The organism is Corallococcus exercitus (genome assembly GCF_042231735.1).
GTDB classification, from domain to species: Bacteria; Myxococcota; Myxococcia; order Myxococcales; family Myxococcaceae; genus Corallococcus; species Corallococcus exercitus_B.
In genome coordinates this window covers 7,147,205-7,162,062 of sequence record NZ_CP102577.1, presented here as the reverse complement: position 1 = coordinate 7,162,062, position 14,858 = coordinate 7,147,205, and the positions used below count along the sequence as shown (strand labels likewise).

The following is a 14,858-nucleotide window of genomic DNA, read 5'->3' as shown; positions in this document are numbered from 1 at the left end:
TGCGGCACCCACCCCCGTCGAGGCAGCGAGCGAGCGTTGGCTGCCGGACGGCGGGTCGCGCCTCGGGACAACATGCCGCTGGGAACGCCGGGAGTAGCTTGCTGCATCCCGATGAGTCCCTCACCCGCGACCGCTTCCCTCCTGCCCACCGCGGTAGGTCCTCATTTCACCCTGGCCTCGTCCGCGCGACTGCTGGGCACCACGCAAGTGGGGCCCGGGGCCATCATCTCGCGGGGCGCCGTCGTGCGCTCGGTGGGAGGCTCCGTGACGCTGGGAGCCTTCTCCACGCTGCGCGAGGACGCGGTGGTGGTGGGCACCCCTGAGCGCCCCACGTCCATCGGCGAGAAGACCGTGCTCGGTCCGCGCTCGCTCGTGATGGGCGCACGTGTGGGGTCGCTGTGCGACATTGGCGACGGCGCCATCCTCATGCCCGGCGCGACGTTGGGTGACCGCTGCCTGGTGGGTGAGGGAACGGTGCTGCCGCCCGGCATGACCGTGCCGGATCAATCCGTGGTGCTGGGCCGGCCGGGACAGGTCTTGCGGATGCTCTCCGCGGAGGACCTGGCCCACCTGCAGCAGCGCCGGGGCGGTGACCTGTCACTGCCCTTGGCTCCATTGACTTCCTTCTCCGCGCGCGACCGCGCCGAGGACGCCCCCATGGGACAGCTGTACGCCTTTCGTGACCGTCACCCCTTCGTCCACCCCACCGCCACCCTCTTCTCCTCCGCGGAGGTGTCCGGCGACGTGGTCATCGGCGCGGGGGCCATCATCGGCGCGGGGGTGAAGATCACCGGCGACCTGAACGGGCCGGTGCGCATTGGCGCGCGGGTGCAGATCCTGGAGAACACGGTGCTGCACCTGCAGCCGGACACGATGCTGGTGCTGGACGAGGGCGTGGTGGTGGGCCCGGGCTGCGTGCTGCACGCGTGCAACCTGGGCGCGGGCACGGTGGTGGAGCCCGGCGCCATCCTCTGCGAGGGCAGCCACCTGGGGAAGGGCTGCCACGTGGGCGCCGGCAGCCTGGTGAAGGCGCGCGCGGTGTTCCCGGACTACGCGCTGGTGGAGGGCTTCCCCGCGACGCAGGTGGGCACGCGCACGTCACCGCCGGAGCCGCCGCGCTGGGTGCTGCGACCGGAGGACCTGCCGGGCCTGCGACGCATGGGGTGAGCGGATTTGCACGGACCGTGCGTCCTCTGGCAGGGTCGCGGGCCATGGATCCGGTCCAATCAATCATCGAGATCGCGGGCCCGCTGCTGCTCGGGCTGGCCTGTGGGGCGCTCTTCCGGAAGTTCGTGTACCCGCGCATCCTCGCGCGGATGGGGGTCTTCGCCTCGTGGGTGACCTCCGCCGCCAACACGTGGGTGCTGGTGGGGCACCTCTGCATCGCGCTGGGCGTGGCGGCCGCGTGCCATGCGTCCAATGCCGTCGCGACGCTGATGTGGCTGCATGAGCACCTTCCCGCGCCGCCCTTCGCGCTCACGCAGGAACTGCTCCACGGGTTCTTCCTGGGGGCGACCTTCTTCTCCGGGTACTACCTGGCGATGTTTCCCTCCTCGGGCTCCGAGGAGGCGCAGGCCGGCACGGTCTAGACCCAGAAGACCACGTCGCGCTCGGCGTCCTCGGGACCGGGGCCGTGCGCGCCGTCGCGCAGCCAGCGGCGGTACGCTTCGATGTCCGCGTGGTGCAGGTCCGCTTCCGTGCCGGAGTACACGCCGCCGCCGGGACCGTCCGTCAGCCCCTGGCGCTGCGTCTCCATGATGACGACGTCCTGCTGGATGACCTGCCGCGTGTACCAGCGCACCAGCGGCGTCAGCGCGCGGCCCACCCACGCACCTGGCACGTCCACCGGCAGCCGGTAGCTGATGGCCGTGTATACGAGCGAGTCCGTGGGCCCGATGGGCGTGCACTGCGAGTTGATGGCGAAGCCGCTGTCGCCCCACTGGTAGTCCACGCGCGTGACGTTGGGGACGATGAACTCGTCCGTGTGCACGAGCGGCAGGCCGCGCGGGTTGAACAGCCGCCCCAGGCCCGTGAGCGCGTCCTCCTCCTGGTGGTAGGTCATCCGCACGCGGCCCGCGTGGCGCTTCACGGTGGAGGGCACGCGCTTGCGCGTGGGGTTGCGGAACCAACCCCGGTGCACGAAGGACGTGTGCGGCACGTCCATGAAGTTCTCCACCAGGTTCGTCACGCCGTTCGCGAAGCGCGTCACCATGAAGTAGACGGTCCAGCCGCGCTCGCCCCAGTACGGCACCCGGAAGGGCTCCGCGCGGGCCTGCGTCACGTCCGCGCCCAGGTAGACGTAGACGAGCCCGTCCTGCTCTCGCGTGGGGAAGCGAGCGAGCCGTCCCAGGTCGCATGGTGCGGGCTTGAGGCCTTCGTGCGCGCAAGCGTGCACGTCCAGCTTCTCGCCGCGTTGAGGAGGGCCCAGCGCGGGGATCTCCACCACCGCGCCGGACGCGTCGTAGACCCAGCCGTGATACGGGCAGCCGAGCCGTCCGTCGAACACGTCGCCCTTCGACAGGCGCGCGTTGCGGTGAAGGCAGCGGTCGCGCAGCGCGGTGGGAGCGCCGTCCGGTCCCCGGAAGAGGACCAGCCCCGTCCCGAACACGGTGCGCGCGAGGGGCTTGTTCGCGGGCAGCTCCGTGGAGAGACACGCCACGTACCAGAAGTCCTTCAGCGCGCCGCAGCGGGCAAGGTCCGCCTCCGCGTCCAGGTCCACCGTGCGCACCGTCATGACGTCCCTCGTGCGAACCATTCCGTCCAACCGGGTTGGCGGTGCAGGTCCACGGGCTTGATGTCCCCCGCGCGCTGACCCAGCTGGATGCACCGGGCCTCGTAGCGTCGTGCGCCTTGGGTCACGCGCACCGCGCTCACGGGGCCGAGCTGCCCCAGCTCCCGTGCGTAGCGGTAATGGTGCCCTTCGCACAGGGCGCGCTCCACGCTCGCGGCGATGGCGTCGGAGGGCTGATCCGTTTCGAGGAACAGCCGGTAGGCCGGCGGTGCCCCCCACTCCGGCGCGAGCATGGCGAAGGCGGGCCGCGTGTGGCCCAGCACGGCGTCCAGCACCGTGCCCACCCGGGCGGCGGAGAGCTTCTCACCGACGAGGTCCGACACCGCGTCCGCCCGGCCGAGGAACCGCAGGCAGGGCGTCGCGTGCACGAAGCCCTCCACTCGGACGAGGTCCCCCAGCCGGTAGCGCAGCAGTCCACCGGACGTGGAGAGGAGTACCGCGTAGGTGCGGCCCGCCGTCAGCTCGTGTGCCAGGAGTGGCCGTGTGTCGGGATGCTCCGGATCCATGAACTCGACGAAATGGCTCCGGACCGCGAGCACCGGCGCGGGTGCTTCGAAGAGGGGCACCGTGATGACGCCCTCCGTGGCGAGCAGGCCCTTTCCCTGGACCTCGATGCCCGGGAAGCGGCGGCATGCGCCGACCACGGCGTGCGCGGCCTGGGCGTCCGTCCACATGCTCAAGAGCGCGAGCCCCGGCCACAGCGCGCGAGCGGAGGGCAGGCCCTCTCGCAAGGCGGCGCGCAGCACCTGGGCCCTGGACGTGTCACGCACTCCCTGGAGGCCCTGGACGAGCGCCGTCCAGGCGGGGTCTTCAGGCACGGGTGCACCCTCGGCGTCCTGCTCGGGAGGACGCAGCGTGCCGCGCTCCAGGTCCTCCGTGAGCCGTTCGCCGTGGCGCTCCAGTGCGTCCATCAGGAGCGTGAGGAAGCTGGGATTCCAGACGCTGATCAGCGACAGGTTCGAGCTCCGCGCGAGGAACCACAGCGTCACGTAACGGCAGGGCTCGACGTGCGGCGCCTGTCCCACGGTGCCCGGCACGGCGAAGACGCGCGAGAGCAACGGCTGCAACGGACGCGGGAACCAAGCGCTGTCCTCCGCCGAGCCTACGGGGATGCCACCCGCCGTCCGGTGCTGTCTGCGGCCCAGTGGGGAGATGGACCAATAGCTGGGGCCCTCGCGCACTGCGGGACGGCGCAGGAACACCTCGTGCAGCATGGGCGCGAGCGCGTGCTGGAACTCGCGCAGCATGCCCCGTGTCACCGGCACCCGTTTGGACGCGCCGGAGGAACCACCGGACAGCTCGAAGCGCAGCACGGGCTCACGCGTGAGGACCCGCGCTTCTCCCCGTGCGATGCGCTCCACGTCTTCCGCCACCGTGTCCGGAGTGGACACCGGCACCGCGTCCTGGAAATCGCGAGCCGTGCGGATGCGCCCGAAGTGCGGCACCCGGCCCGCCTGGGCCGTGCCCTCCACGGCGCGGAGGATGCGCATGAGACATTCCTCCTGCGCGGCCTCTGGCTCGCGCAGCGCATGACGGAAGCGCAGCGCTGACGGCGTCAGTGCAGCCATCGTCGCGGACAGCATCGTGCGGGAAGTCAGCACGTCACGTCCCTACGCCGACCCGTGAAGCGTCGCGCTCGCGGCGGGCCCAGCGGCGCAGCTGCCCCCAGACGCTTCTCGCCAGCGCCCTCGCCAGGTCCCAGCCGCGGATCTCCACCAGACACACCAGCTCCTCGCCCTCGGCGTGGCCGGGGTTGCGCTCGGCGAAGTAGGCGATGTGCGGATGGGCCGCCGCGTCGCGGTCGATGGGCGAGACACCGTCCCGCACCCGGTAGTGCGCGCCGTCGAAGCGCAGCGTGCCCTTCGCAGCGTCGTACTGCGCGCCGAACCACCGCGTCGCCAACCCTCGCAGGAACTCCGAGCGCCCTTCCGGCGGCATCCAGTCGCGTCGCGGGTGCGTGCGCGGGAAGTAGTTCACCGCGAGCAGGTACGTCTTGTATCCGCCCGACAGCAGCAGCCAGTACAGCGGCCTCCACGGCCGCCGCAGCTTGCGCGCGAGCAACAACCGGCCGAACACCACCTGCAACGTCTTATGCCCCCACCAGTCCGGATGGATGACCGTGTCGCCCGAGTACAGCACCTCCGCCCCGTCCTCCTCCGCCACCCGCACCGTGCTGAACCCCACCAGCTCCCGCGTGCGCCGGGCGTGCAGCAGGAACACCCACTGCTTCGCGTCCAGGTCCGCGTGGAAGCGCTCCGCGCTCACGCCCACGTAACAGCATTGCATCAGCGCCAGCATCCGAGCCCGGGTGCCGGCGTCCAGGTCCTCGCGCCGCACCGTGCTGCCCTTCATCGCGGAGAGCATCGCCTCAAGGCCCTCCCCGAGAAGCCGTGGGCGCGGGAGGCTGGCGCACCTCCTGGTAGCGGTCCGCCTCCAACGTCACCTCCTGCGGCTGCGCGCCATACCAGTGGATGACCGCCTTCACCGGCCCCGCGTGACGGCCCAGGCCGAAGTGCAGCCGAGGATCCGCCGACGCGGAGAAGCCGCCCATCAGCCCCACCTCGCGCACCTGCTCCACGCGCTGGCCGTCCTGTTCGTAGGACACCACCACGCGCGTGCCCACCGCGCTCCGGTGCGTGCGCTGACCGTCGCCCACCAGCGACAGGCCCACGAAGTGCGCGTCCGGCTTCGCGTCCGTGGCGCTGGCTCGCAGCGTGTTGCGGTACAGCGACACCGGCGCGTGCTGGTTCGTGATGAGCACGTCCAGGTCGCCGTCGTCATCCAGGTCCGCCATCAACACGCCGCGCGAGTTGTCCGGCGCCTCGATGCCCACCTCTCTCGCCACGTCCACGAAGTGCCCCGGCCGGGCTTCACCCAGGTTGAGGTACACGCGGCGCGCCTCGTTCGGGTAGAGCACGCGGCCCCGGATGTCGCCCCACTTGTCCGCGTACGTGTGCACCTCCGGGCCTGACTGCATCAGCTTGTGGTTCACGTACCAGTAGTCGTTGCGCTGTCCCTCCGGGATGCGCCACCTCGGCGCGTCCAGGCGCGCGTCCACCATGCCGTTGGCCTGCACCAGGTCCGGCCATCCGTCTGCGTCCAGGTCCCCCGCCGCCGCGCCCCAGCCGAAGCGGCGCTCGTTCAGCGCGCCCCGGAAGGTGGCCTCGTCCTTGAAGCGGGGCACGAAGGCGTCCTCGCCCGGTCCCACCATCCACAAGAGGCTGCCCTCCGCCTGGAGCGAGTGGTGCACGTTGGACACGTACACGTCCAACCAGCCGTTGCGGTCGAAGTCCGCCACGCTCGCGTTCATGCCCTTGTACGTGTCTCGGCCCACCTCCCCGAAGCGCTGCCCCACGAGGTGGCGGAAGTGCCGCCCTCCCTCGTTCAGGTAGACGTCATCCGGTCCGAAGTCGTTGGCCACGTAGAGGTCCGTCCACCCGTCGTGGTTCAGGTCCACCGTGCTCACCGCGAGCGACCAGTGCGTCTCCTTCAGGCCCAGCGCCTCCACGTCCTGCTTCTCGAACGTGCCGTCGCCGCGGCCCCGGTAGAGCGCGTTGCGCCCGCCGTTGTTCGCGTTGTGCCAGCCGTCGTGCATGAAGCGCAGCATGCGCCGGTCGCCTTCGTACTCCGGCTCGGGCAGCTGGAAGAGGTTGAGCGGCGGCGCCGGGGCCGGGTAGTCCGGCAGGTGCGTCGTCATCGCGTTGAGCACCAGCAGGTCCAGGTGCCCGTCACGGTCGTAGTCCAGGAACGTGAGCCCCAGGCTCACCGCGTGGTCCGTCACGCCCGCCGCTTGCGTCACGTCCTCGAAGCCCGCCGTGCCCGTCTCGCGCAGCGTGTTGCGCAAGAGGCGCACCGGCCCGAAGGCCACCGCCACCGCGAGGTCCAGGTCCCCGTCCCCATCCCAGTCCACGAACGTCCCGCCGCCCGCCAGGCCCTCCTCCTTGTAGCGGGTGGCGAAGCGCTCCAGCGCGGGCACGGCGACGCGTTCGAAGCGCAGCCCGCCCAGGTTGCGGTAGAGGCCCGCGTGGTGCTCCGGCGTGCCCAGCGGGTGCGTGAGGAACAGGTCCAGCTTGCCGTCCCCGTCGAAGTCCCCGGTGGCCACCGCGTCGCCTACGGCCACCAGCCACTTGGCGACATGGGCCACGCGCGGATCCAGCTCCTCCAGCGTGTGCCCCATCTGGGAGGACAGGCCCGCCTGCGTGACGTCCTGTGCATCCAGGTGGAACGCGAGCGGCGCCTGCCGCGTCCCCTGCGCCGCCGTCACCGAGTAGCCCGTGGCCAGCACCGCCCCGAGCCCTCCCACCACGCCCACGCGCCGGAGCACGTCCGGGGCCAGGAGCTGGCGCAGCGAAGCGCCCCGGGTGCGCCACAGCTCGCGCGCGTGCATGAACACGAAGCGGCAGGTGGCCACCGTGAGCGCCGCGTAGAAGAACGTGTAGACGCTCTCCTTCAGGTGCAGCACCAGGTCCACGCAGGTGATGGCCAGCGCGACCCCCACCTGCGCCTTGCGCGTCCCCGGTGACGTGGCGGGGTCCGTGAGCATGTAGAAGACGAAGATGAAGAACGACGGCGCGCCGAGCGTGCCCAGGAACAGCACCTCCGGCGGCAGGTGGTGGCGGAGGATGAATGCGCGCAGCGCCGTCTGGAGCGCGTAGAAGGACAGGAAGCTCACCACCAGCCAGCCGCGCCCCACGCGGAAGAAGAACAGCACCAGCGCCGCCATCACGATGAAGGCCGACAGCGCGACCTCCCCGTTGGCCCACTGGTAGGCGGGCGCGGCGGTGATGAGCTCGCGCGTGGTGAGCAGCGACACGGCCACCGCGAACATCGACGGGTTGAAGACGTGCCGCCCCTGGAAGGTCAGCACGTACTTGGAGCCGATGGCCAGCCACACCGGCAGCCACAGGAGGGTGCTCGCGTGCGAGTAGTTCAGCAGCAGCGCCAGCGAACAGCACGAGATGTACGCGGAGAGCGGCAGCTCCTTGCGCCGCTTGAGCACCCAGCCCAGGACCGCGTCCAGCAGCGTGCCTGAGACGACCAGGAAGGCCATCTGCCCGGGGCTGCGGTTGAAGCCGAAGAAGGTGAAGCCCAGCACGCCGTAGAGCGTGAGCAGCGCCGCGAAGGGCAGCCTCGGGTCGTTCCAGCGGGGGAACACCCAGCCGCCCCACTCCACACGCGTGCCCGCGAGGGCCGGCGTCGTCGGCACATCCACACTCATGATTGACCGTCCCGGTGCACGCGCGGAGCGTGCCGTGCCCGTCTCCAGGTGTCCAATCCGCACGGGGCTTGCGTCCGGCGGCCATGCGTGGAGTCCTGGCGCCCGATGTCCTCCTCCCTGCCTCGCCGCGCGGCGGTGCCTCGCGAGCTGCTCGTTCCGGCCACGCCTTCGGGCCTGCTGCGCCTGGCGGCCGTCGAGTGGGCGGGGATGGCCTTGGGGTGGGCGGTCATGGCGTGGGCTCCTCCGGTGCTCGCGCCGCTGGCGGTGCTCGTCGTCGCGGGACGGCTGCACGCGCTGGGCGTGCTGCTTCATGACGCGGTCCACCTGTCTTCGCGAACACGCGAATGGAGACTGTGTCTGCTGGAGGCCGTCGCGGGCTACCCGGTCGCGTCCACGCTGGCGGCGATGCGCTACCACCATCTTCGACACCACCGCGATGCGGGCCTCCCGTCGGATCCCTACCGCAAGCCTCCGGACGGCGGCCGGCTGCGCACGGCGTGGCGATGGGTGCTGCTCGTGGGCGTGATTCCCGGCTGGGTGCTGCGCGGGCCCGTGGGGCTGTGCGCGTGGGGGCTGCCTTCACTGCGCACGGCGTATGCGCGCGCGTTCCTGCAGGACCGCTCCGGACGCGTGCTCACGCGGGACGCGGAGGTGGCGGCGTGTGCCCGGGCGGAAGGTGGGCAGGTGCTGTTCCACCTGGGCGTGCTGGCGCTGGCGGTGCGGTGGCCTTCCGCGGTGCTGTGGGGGTATGCGGTGCCGCTGCTGGTGGCGTCGGGGCTCAACGCGCACCGGCTGCTCGCGGAGCACACCGCCGCGCCCGTGCGGGGACGGACGTTGGAAGATGTGTTCGCGTGCACGCGTGACCATGGGCTGGGATGGCTGGGGTGGTTGGGATTGGCGCCCCGGTATGTGGGGATGCACGTGGTGCATCACCTGCATCCCCAGGTGTCCCTCACGCACCTGCCCCGGCTTCGCGCGTGGTACGTCGAGCGGTTTCCCCACCACTATCCCCGGCCCCGTTCCTACTGATGCTCTCTTCGTCGACGCGGGTGTTGTTGGGGTTGGCGCTGCTGGCGTGCGCGAGCGCGGCGGTGATGTTCCGGCGCCGGCAGAACGCGCAGGGCGGCCGGGGCGGGCGCATCTCCGGGCCGAAGATGGCGTGGCTGCTGTACGCGGTGTTCCTCTGGTTCCTCGTGTGCCCGCTGGTGGCGGTGGATGCGGCCGTGCCCGAGGAAGCGCGCATCGTGCTGGGGGCCTTCGCGGTGTCCATGTGGCTGCGCGGGGCCGCGGAGCTCTACATGCTCTACGTGTCGCGCAACTGGCGGCCGCCGTATGGCGTGGGCCATGACCTGGGGTGCATCGCGCTGGTGGGGGCGGGGCTCGTGTACACCGGGGAGAAGTGGGCCGGGGTGCTCGATGGGCGTGACGTCTGGGCGCTGGCGCTCGTGGGGTTGGTGCTGGTGACCCTGGTGGTGGAGGTGGCCTACGCGGCGCTGTTCCATCAGGCCGTGGAGGGACGCACCACGGGCGAGGACGGCGTGTGGTTCGCGGACGCGGAGCAGGCGCGGTTCCGGCGCATCAACCGGCTGACGCTGGCGCTCAACGTGCCGCTGTATGGGGCGCTGGCCGTGTGGCTGGTGGTCGGGATGCGGTGATCAGACCACGGACTGGCGCCAGGCTTTGGACAGGTGGCCGGGGTGGGACTGGTTGAAGCGGTGGAGCAGCTCCTCGCGGCCATGCTCCAGCAGGTACGTGAGCTCCCGGGGCATCAGTGTCTTCACGGTGACGAGCCGGACCTGTCCGTCCGGCATCGTGAAGTGGGTGGGGAGCGTGGGCGTGTCCATGCCCAGGAGCACGGCGACGCGGCCGTCTTTCGTCAGGAGGGGTTCGGGCATGTGCTCTCCGTCCACTTCCATGGAGAGGAGGCTGGTCCTCGCGGGTTCACGCAGGTGTTCGTGGCCCACGAGCTCGTTGGCGATGCGCTCCAGCAGCGTCACGGGCCACCTGGCCTGGGGCTCGTCGGTTTCCAGCGCGAGCTCCAGACCGAAGCCCACGGAGGGCGCCGCGGCCTCCACGAAGAAGTCGGAGAGGCCGTCCGTCACGAAGAGGGTGCGCCCTTCGGCGCGGTGGATGAGGCGCCAGACCTGCCGCTTCGCGGGCCAGCCTCCTCCGACGACGATGGGGAGGATGGCCTTCTCATCCAGCGTGCCCAGGGTGCGCCAGAACGCGGTGCGGGCTGTTTCCGTCCGGTCGTAGAGGGCCTGGAGCTTGCGGTTGTGTTCACGCTGCTCGGGGCTGACCTCGCTGGGGCCCGTGACTTCCCTGAACGTCACTCCTGTGATGTTCGCCTGCTCCAGCGCCTCCTTGATGTCCTCGGCGACGATGAGCGCAACGGTCCATCCCCAGGTGCGGAATATCCTGGCGTCACCCACCTTGGCCGGGTCGATGCGCAGGCCGGAGACGTCCCTGTACTTCCCCACCTTTTCCGGCCGTCCATCCTCGGGCTTCCAGTACTGCACCTCTTCCGAAGCCTCGTCGTCGATGCATCTGACGAGACGGAGCACGTTGACGAGGAAGTGAGGTCCGGGCTCTGAACCCACCGTCACGGGGAGCAGCTGAACATCGTCCGGGGCGAGCCGGGTCAGGATGGCTGCCGCTTCAGCCTGAATGACGGGCGCCAGACCGATGCCCGCCAGCGTGAAGTCCAATGACTGACCCGCATGGTCGACCGGGATCTTCAAGGGCGAATCCAGGCTGACGGGTTCACCCTTCCTGAACATCCACGGATTGGCGACCTCCCGGCCAGACGCATCGAGTGGATCCCCCAGTGACCACCGATCGGGGGCATACACATCGTCGATCAGCTCGAAGTACCGCATCGCCACGAGGGCCTCCCGCCCGGCTATGACTTCGTGACCCATTTGTTGAGCTTGGTGCCCGTATCCAAGATCTCGCTGGCGAGCCGGCGGAGTTCGTTCGTGAGCGCCTCGCGGCATTGCAGGATGCTGCCACAGTCTTCCATGGCTTCGTTCAACCGGGAGGCCACTCTTCGGTGGTACTCCTCGGGATGAGGACCCTTGTGGCCTGGGACACGAACCTTGTTCGCGGGATCGTCCAGGGACATCCCCGCCCGGTCGAAGAACCGCTGAAACTGGGGCGACCACGGGCCGCCGTTGTGCGTGGCCTCCCACCACTTGTTCGTGGCGATGTGATGCTCGTGGACGTCAACGGGCGCCGGGACGTTCGGCCCCTTCGCGGACATCGCGACCGCGTTGGGCGCCAGCGCGATGGTCACTTCGCCACTCGCGGACACCGCGACCGCTGAGACTTCCGCCGCGGCCACCAGCCGGAAGCCTCCTTGCTCCGCTCCTACCAGCGCGGCCTGTGCCGAACCGGGCAGCGTTGCCACCCTCGTCGCCAGCGTCTGCGCCGTGCTTCCCAGCGCCGCCATTGCCAGCATCACGAAAGCCCGCGCGGCCTGCTTGCCCATCACCTCGCCGTACTTCTCTCCCGCGTCCCGGAGGCCGTCGAACGTCCGCGCTTCCTTCACCTCCGCCGCCAGCACCCTCCAGCCCTGGATGAGACTCCACACCGTGTCCCAGCCCAGGTACGCAATCAGCGCCACCGTCAGTGTCGCCGCCACTCCCTTCGTCAGCAGTGGCTCCGGTACCAGCCACAGGCTGAAGTACACCGCTCCCGTCATCACCAGCAGCGTCACCGTTGCCTCGGGGTCCACCATCCCCTCCAGGGCCTCGGCCGTCTCTTCCCACACCGAGTCCAACGCGATGCGGAAGGCCAGCGTCCGCTTGCCCTCCTCATCCAGCGTCAGGCTCCTGTCCAACAGGTGCAGGCAGTCTCCGGACAGCCGCTTGCGCACGCACCAGCGTCCATAGGCGGCCTCCAGTTCCGTGCCACCCTGCGCTACGCGGACGCGGCCCTGCCTTGGGTCCACCACGGAGACGACGCCCAGCGAGGCCCGCGGACGCTCCTCTCTGGGATTCAACAACCGGAGTGCTTCCCTCCTGGGCTGCACCGACACCGGCGCATCGCGCGCCAGCGTCCGCACTGTCTCCTCGAAGGTGTCTCCGTCCAGCGCCACGGGCCGCGTGTCCGTGCGCGGCGTGTACTCACGCGCCCGGCCCTCTCCCGTGTCCAGCCGCAGCGTCCGTGACGTCGCGCAGCCCGTCGCGAACAGCGCCCACAGCACGCACAGCCAGCGCAGCGGCATGGACTGCCTCCTGGTTTCGGCTGCTACACCACGGACTGGCGCCAGGCCTTGGACAGGTGGCCGGGGGGGGACTGGTTGAAGCGGTGGAGCAGCTCCTCGCGGCCGTGCTCCAGCAGGTACGTGAGCTCCCGGGGCATCAGCGTCTTCACGGTGACGAGCCGGACCTGTCCGTCCGGCATCGTGAAGTGACTGGGGAGCGTGGGCGTGTCCATGCCCAGGAGCACGGCGACGCGGCCGTCCTTGGTCAGGAGGGGTTCGGGCATGCGCTCTCCGTCCACTTCCATGGAGAGGATGCCGGTCCTCGCGGGTTCACGCAGGTGTTCGTGGCCCACGAGCTCGTTGGCGATGCGCTCCAGCAGGAGCTGCTGCCAGCTCTTCGCCACGTTCTCCACGGCCTCATCGGTCTCGAGCGCGAGCTCCAGGCCGAAGCCCACGGAGGGTTCCGCTTTGTCAGCGAAGAAGTTGGAGAGGCCATCTGTCACGAAGAGGGTGCGCCCGTTGGGGCGGTGGATGACGCGCCAGATCTCGCTCCTCGCAGGCCAGCCGCCTCCGACAACGATGGGGATGACGAAGTTGTCGTCCATGGTGCCCAGCGTGTGCCAGAAGGCTTCGCGGGGCGTCGTGGACCGTTCGTAGAGGGCCTGGAGCTTGCGGTTGTGTTCACGCTGCTCGGGGCTGACTTCGCTGGGGCCCGTGACTGCCCTGAACGCCATCCCCGTAGCGCCCGAGCGCTCCAACGCATCCTTGATGTCCTCGGAGACGATGAGCACGCCAGTCCAGCCCCAGGGACGGAAGACCTTCGCGTTGCCCACCTTCGTCGGGTCGATGCGCATGCCCATGACCGACCTGTATCTCCCAACCTTCTCCGGCCGCCCATCTTCGGGCTTCCAGTACAGCACCTCCGCGGACTGCTGATCATCAATGCATCGAATGGTCCGTGTCGCGACGAGGATGAAGTAGGGCTCCGATTGTCCGTCGACATCAACCGGGATGACCTGGACCTCGTCAGGTGCCAACTCCGTGAACACGCTCGCGACTCTCCGATGCACAACAGGCGCACCACCGACACTCGTCACGGAGAAGTCGACGATCCTTCCCGGATGACTGATGGGAATCCGAACACGCTCATGGAACTGAATCGGGCATCCATCCGCGAACTGCCAGATGTCATCAATTTCCTGCCCCTGAGCATTCGTGGCCTCACCCGGCAACCAGCGATCATTCAATTCCATGTCGTCGAGAAGCTTGAAGTACCGCATCGGAATCAGCCTTCCTGTGCGTCAGGGTTGGGTGACAAGCAAGTTGAGCCGGGTGTTCTGTTTGGAGATCTGCCCGCCCAGGATTTGGAGTTCCTCTACCAACGCATCCCTACAGCTCACGATGGTTCGACACCGCCCTAAAGCGTCACTCAGCCTGGTGTAGACTTCTTCATGGTACTCCCGAGGATGCGGACCTTGATGCCCCCGGACACGGACCGTGTTCACCTCGTCATCCAGGGACATCCCCGCACGGTCGAAGAGTTCCTGGAACTTGGGTGACCATGGGCCACCATCGCGCGTCGCTTCCCACCACTTGTTCGTGGCGATGTGGTGCACGCGGACTTCGACCGGCACCGGGACGTTCGGCCCCTTGGCGGACATCGCTACCGCGTTGGGCGCCAGCGCGATGGTCACTTCGCCGCTCGCGGACACCGCGACCGCTGAGACTTCCGCCGCGGCCACCAGCCGGAAGCCTCCCTGCTCCGCTCCCACCAGTGCGGCCTGCGCGGAGCCCGGCAGCGTTGCAACCCTCGTCGCCAGCGTCTGTGCCGTGCCTCCCAGCGCAGCCATCGCCAGCATCACGAAGGCCCGTGCCGCCTGCTTGCCCATCACCTCGCCGTACTTCTCTCCCGCGTCCCGGATGCCGTCGAACGTCTCCGCTTCCTTCACCTCCGCCGCCAGCACCCTCCACCCTTGGATGAGACTCCACACCGTGTCCCAGCCCAGGTACGCAATCAGTGCCACCGTCAGCGTCGCCGCCACTCCCTTCGTCAGCAGTGGCTCCGGCACCAGCCACAGGCTGAAGTACACCGCGCCCGTCATCACCAGCAGCGTCACCGTTGCCTCGGGGTCCACCATCCCCTCCAAGGCCTCAGCCGTCTCCTCCCACACCGAGTCCAACGCGATTCTGAAGGCCAGCGTCCGCTTGCCCTCCTCATCCAGCGTCAGGCTCCTGTCCAACAGGTGCAGGCAGTCTCCGGACAGCCGCTTGCGCACGCACCAGCGTCCGTAGGCGGCCTCCAACTCCGTGCCACCCTGCGCTACGCGGACGCGGCCCTGCCTCGGGTCCACCACGGAGACGACGCCCAGCGAGGCTCGCGGACGCTCCTCTCTGGGATTCAATAGCCGGAGTGCTTCCCTCCTGGGCTGCACCGACACCGGCGCATCGCGCGCCAGCGCTCGTACCGTCTCCTCGAAGGTGTCTCCGTCCAGCGCCACGGGCCGCGTGTCCGTGCGCGGCGTGTACTCACGCGCCCGGCCTTCTCCCGTGTCCAGCCGCCACGTCCGTGACGTCGCGCAGCCCGTAGCCAGCAGCATCCACAGCACGCACAGCGAGCGCAGCGGCATGAACTGCCTCCTGGG

Annotated in this window: 12 protein-coding genes; 4 read left to right on the top strand and 8 right to left on the bottom strand. The window is 69.6% G+C overall.

The genetic code is table 11. The features are described 5' to 3' along the window. Positions 1-111: 111 nt before the first annotated feature. On the top strand, positions 112-1,167 hold the full coding sequence (locus NR792_RS28735) for a DapH/DapD/GlmU-related protein (protein WP_375755893.1): 1,056 nt from the start codon (positions 112-114) through the stop codon (positions 1,165-1,167). Between the two features lie 44 nt (positions 1,168-1,211). After that, the gene (locus NR792_RS28730) at positions 1,212-1,589 is read left to right on the top strand and encodes a hypothetical protein (protein ID WP_375755892.1); all 378 of its coding nucleotides are present in this window, start codon (positions 1,212-1,214) and stop codon (positions 1,587-1,589) included. Here NR792_RS28730 and NR792_RS28725 read toward each other — a convergent pair. The 4 genes from NR792_RS28725 to NR792_RS28710 are packed head-to-tail and all read right to left on the bottom strand — an operon-like array spanning position 1,586 to position 8,009. Then, positions 1,586-2,734: a Rieske 2Fe-2S domain-containing protein gene (locus NR792_RS28725; RefSeq protein WP_375755891.1), complete on the bottom strand. Its 1,149-nt coding sequence runs from the start codon at positions 2,732-2,734 to the stop codon at positions 1,586-1,588. The genes NR792_RS28730 and NR792_RS28725 overlap by 4 nt on opposite strands. Beyond that, complete coding sequence (locus tag NR792_RS28720; RefSeq protein ID WP_375761708.1) at positions 2,731-4,374, bottom strand: GH3 auxin-responsive promoter family protein; 1,644 nt, start codon at positions 4,372-4,374, stop codon at positions 2,731-2,733. The genes NR792_RS28725 and NR792_RS28720 overlap by 4 nt, the downstream gene beginning before the upstream one ends. A gap of 19 nt (positions 4,375-4,393) precedes the next feature. Continuing rightward, positions 4,394-5,155 carry a hypothetical protein gene (locus NR792_RS28715; protein ID WP_375755890.1) on the bottom strand — a complete coding sequence of 254 codons (762 nt, stop codon included), beginning with the start codon at positions 5,153-5,155 and terminating at the stop codon, positions 4,394-4,396. 4 nt (positions 5,156-5,159) lie between these two features. Then, the gene (locus NR792_RS28710; protein ID WP_375755889.1) at positions 5,160-8,009 is read right to left on the bottom strand and encodes an FG-GAP-like repeat-containing protein; all 2,850 of its coding nucleotides are present in this window, start codon (positions 8,007-8,009) and stop codon (positions 5,160-5,162) included. Between the two features lie 105 nt (positions 8,010-8,114). Between NR792_RS28710 and NR792_RS28705 the strand changes: the two genes are divergently transcribed. Next, a complete protein-coding gene (locus NR792_RS28705) occupies positions 8,115-9,038 on the top strand; it encodes a fatty acid desaturase family protein (protein WP_375755888.1) in 924 nt (307 codons plus the stop codon). Beyond that, positions 9,038-9,664, top strand: a complete 627-nt coding sequence (locus NR792_RS28700; protein ID WP_375755887.1) for a hypothetical protein — start codon at positions 9,038-9,040, stop codon at positions 9,662-9,664. The genes NR792_RS28705 and NR792_RS28700 overlap by 1 nt, the downstream gene beginning before the upstream one ends. On the opposite strand, the gene NR792_RS28695 is transcribed toward NR792_RS28700, so the two are convergent. From NR792_RS28695 to NR792_RS28680, 4 genes are all read right to left on the bottom strand, one after another. Next, the gene (locus NR792_RS28695; protein ID WP_375755886.1) at positions 9,665-10,750 is read right to left on the bottom strand and encodes an imm11 family protein; all 1,086 of its coding nucleotides are present in this window, start codon (positions 10,748-10,750) and stop codon (positions 9,665-9,667) included. A 161-nt stretch (positions 10,751-10,911) separates the two neighbouring features. Then, on the bottom strand, positions 10,912-12,237 hold the full coding sequence (locus NR792_RS28690; protein ID WP_375755885.1) for an AHH domain-containing protein: 1,326 nt from the start codon (positions 12,235-12,237) through the stop codon (positions 10,912-10,914). A 23-nt stretch (positions 12,238-12,260) separates the two neighbouring features. Next, positions 12,261-13,469, bottom strand: a complete 1,209-nt coding sequence (locus NR792_RS28685) for an imm11 family protein (protein ID WP_375761707.1) — start codon at positions 13,467-13,469, stop codon at positions 12,261-12,263. A gap of 48 nt (positions 13,470-13,517) precedes the next feature. After that, positions 13,518-14,843 (bottom strand): AHH domain-containing protein, encoded by a 1,326-nt coding sequence (locus tag NR792_RS28680; protein WP_375755884.1) that lies wholly within the window; start codon positions 14,841-14,843, stop codon positions 13,518-13,520. Between the last annotated feature and the right edge of the window lie 15 nt (positions 14,844-14,858).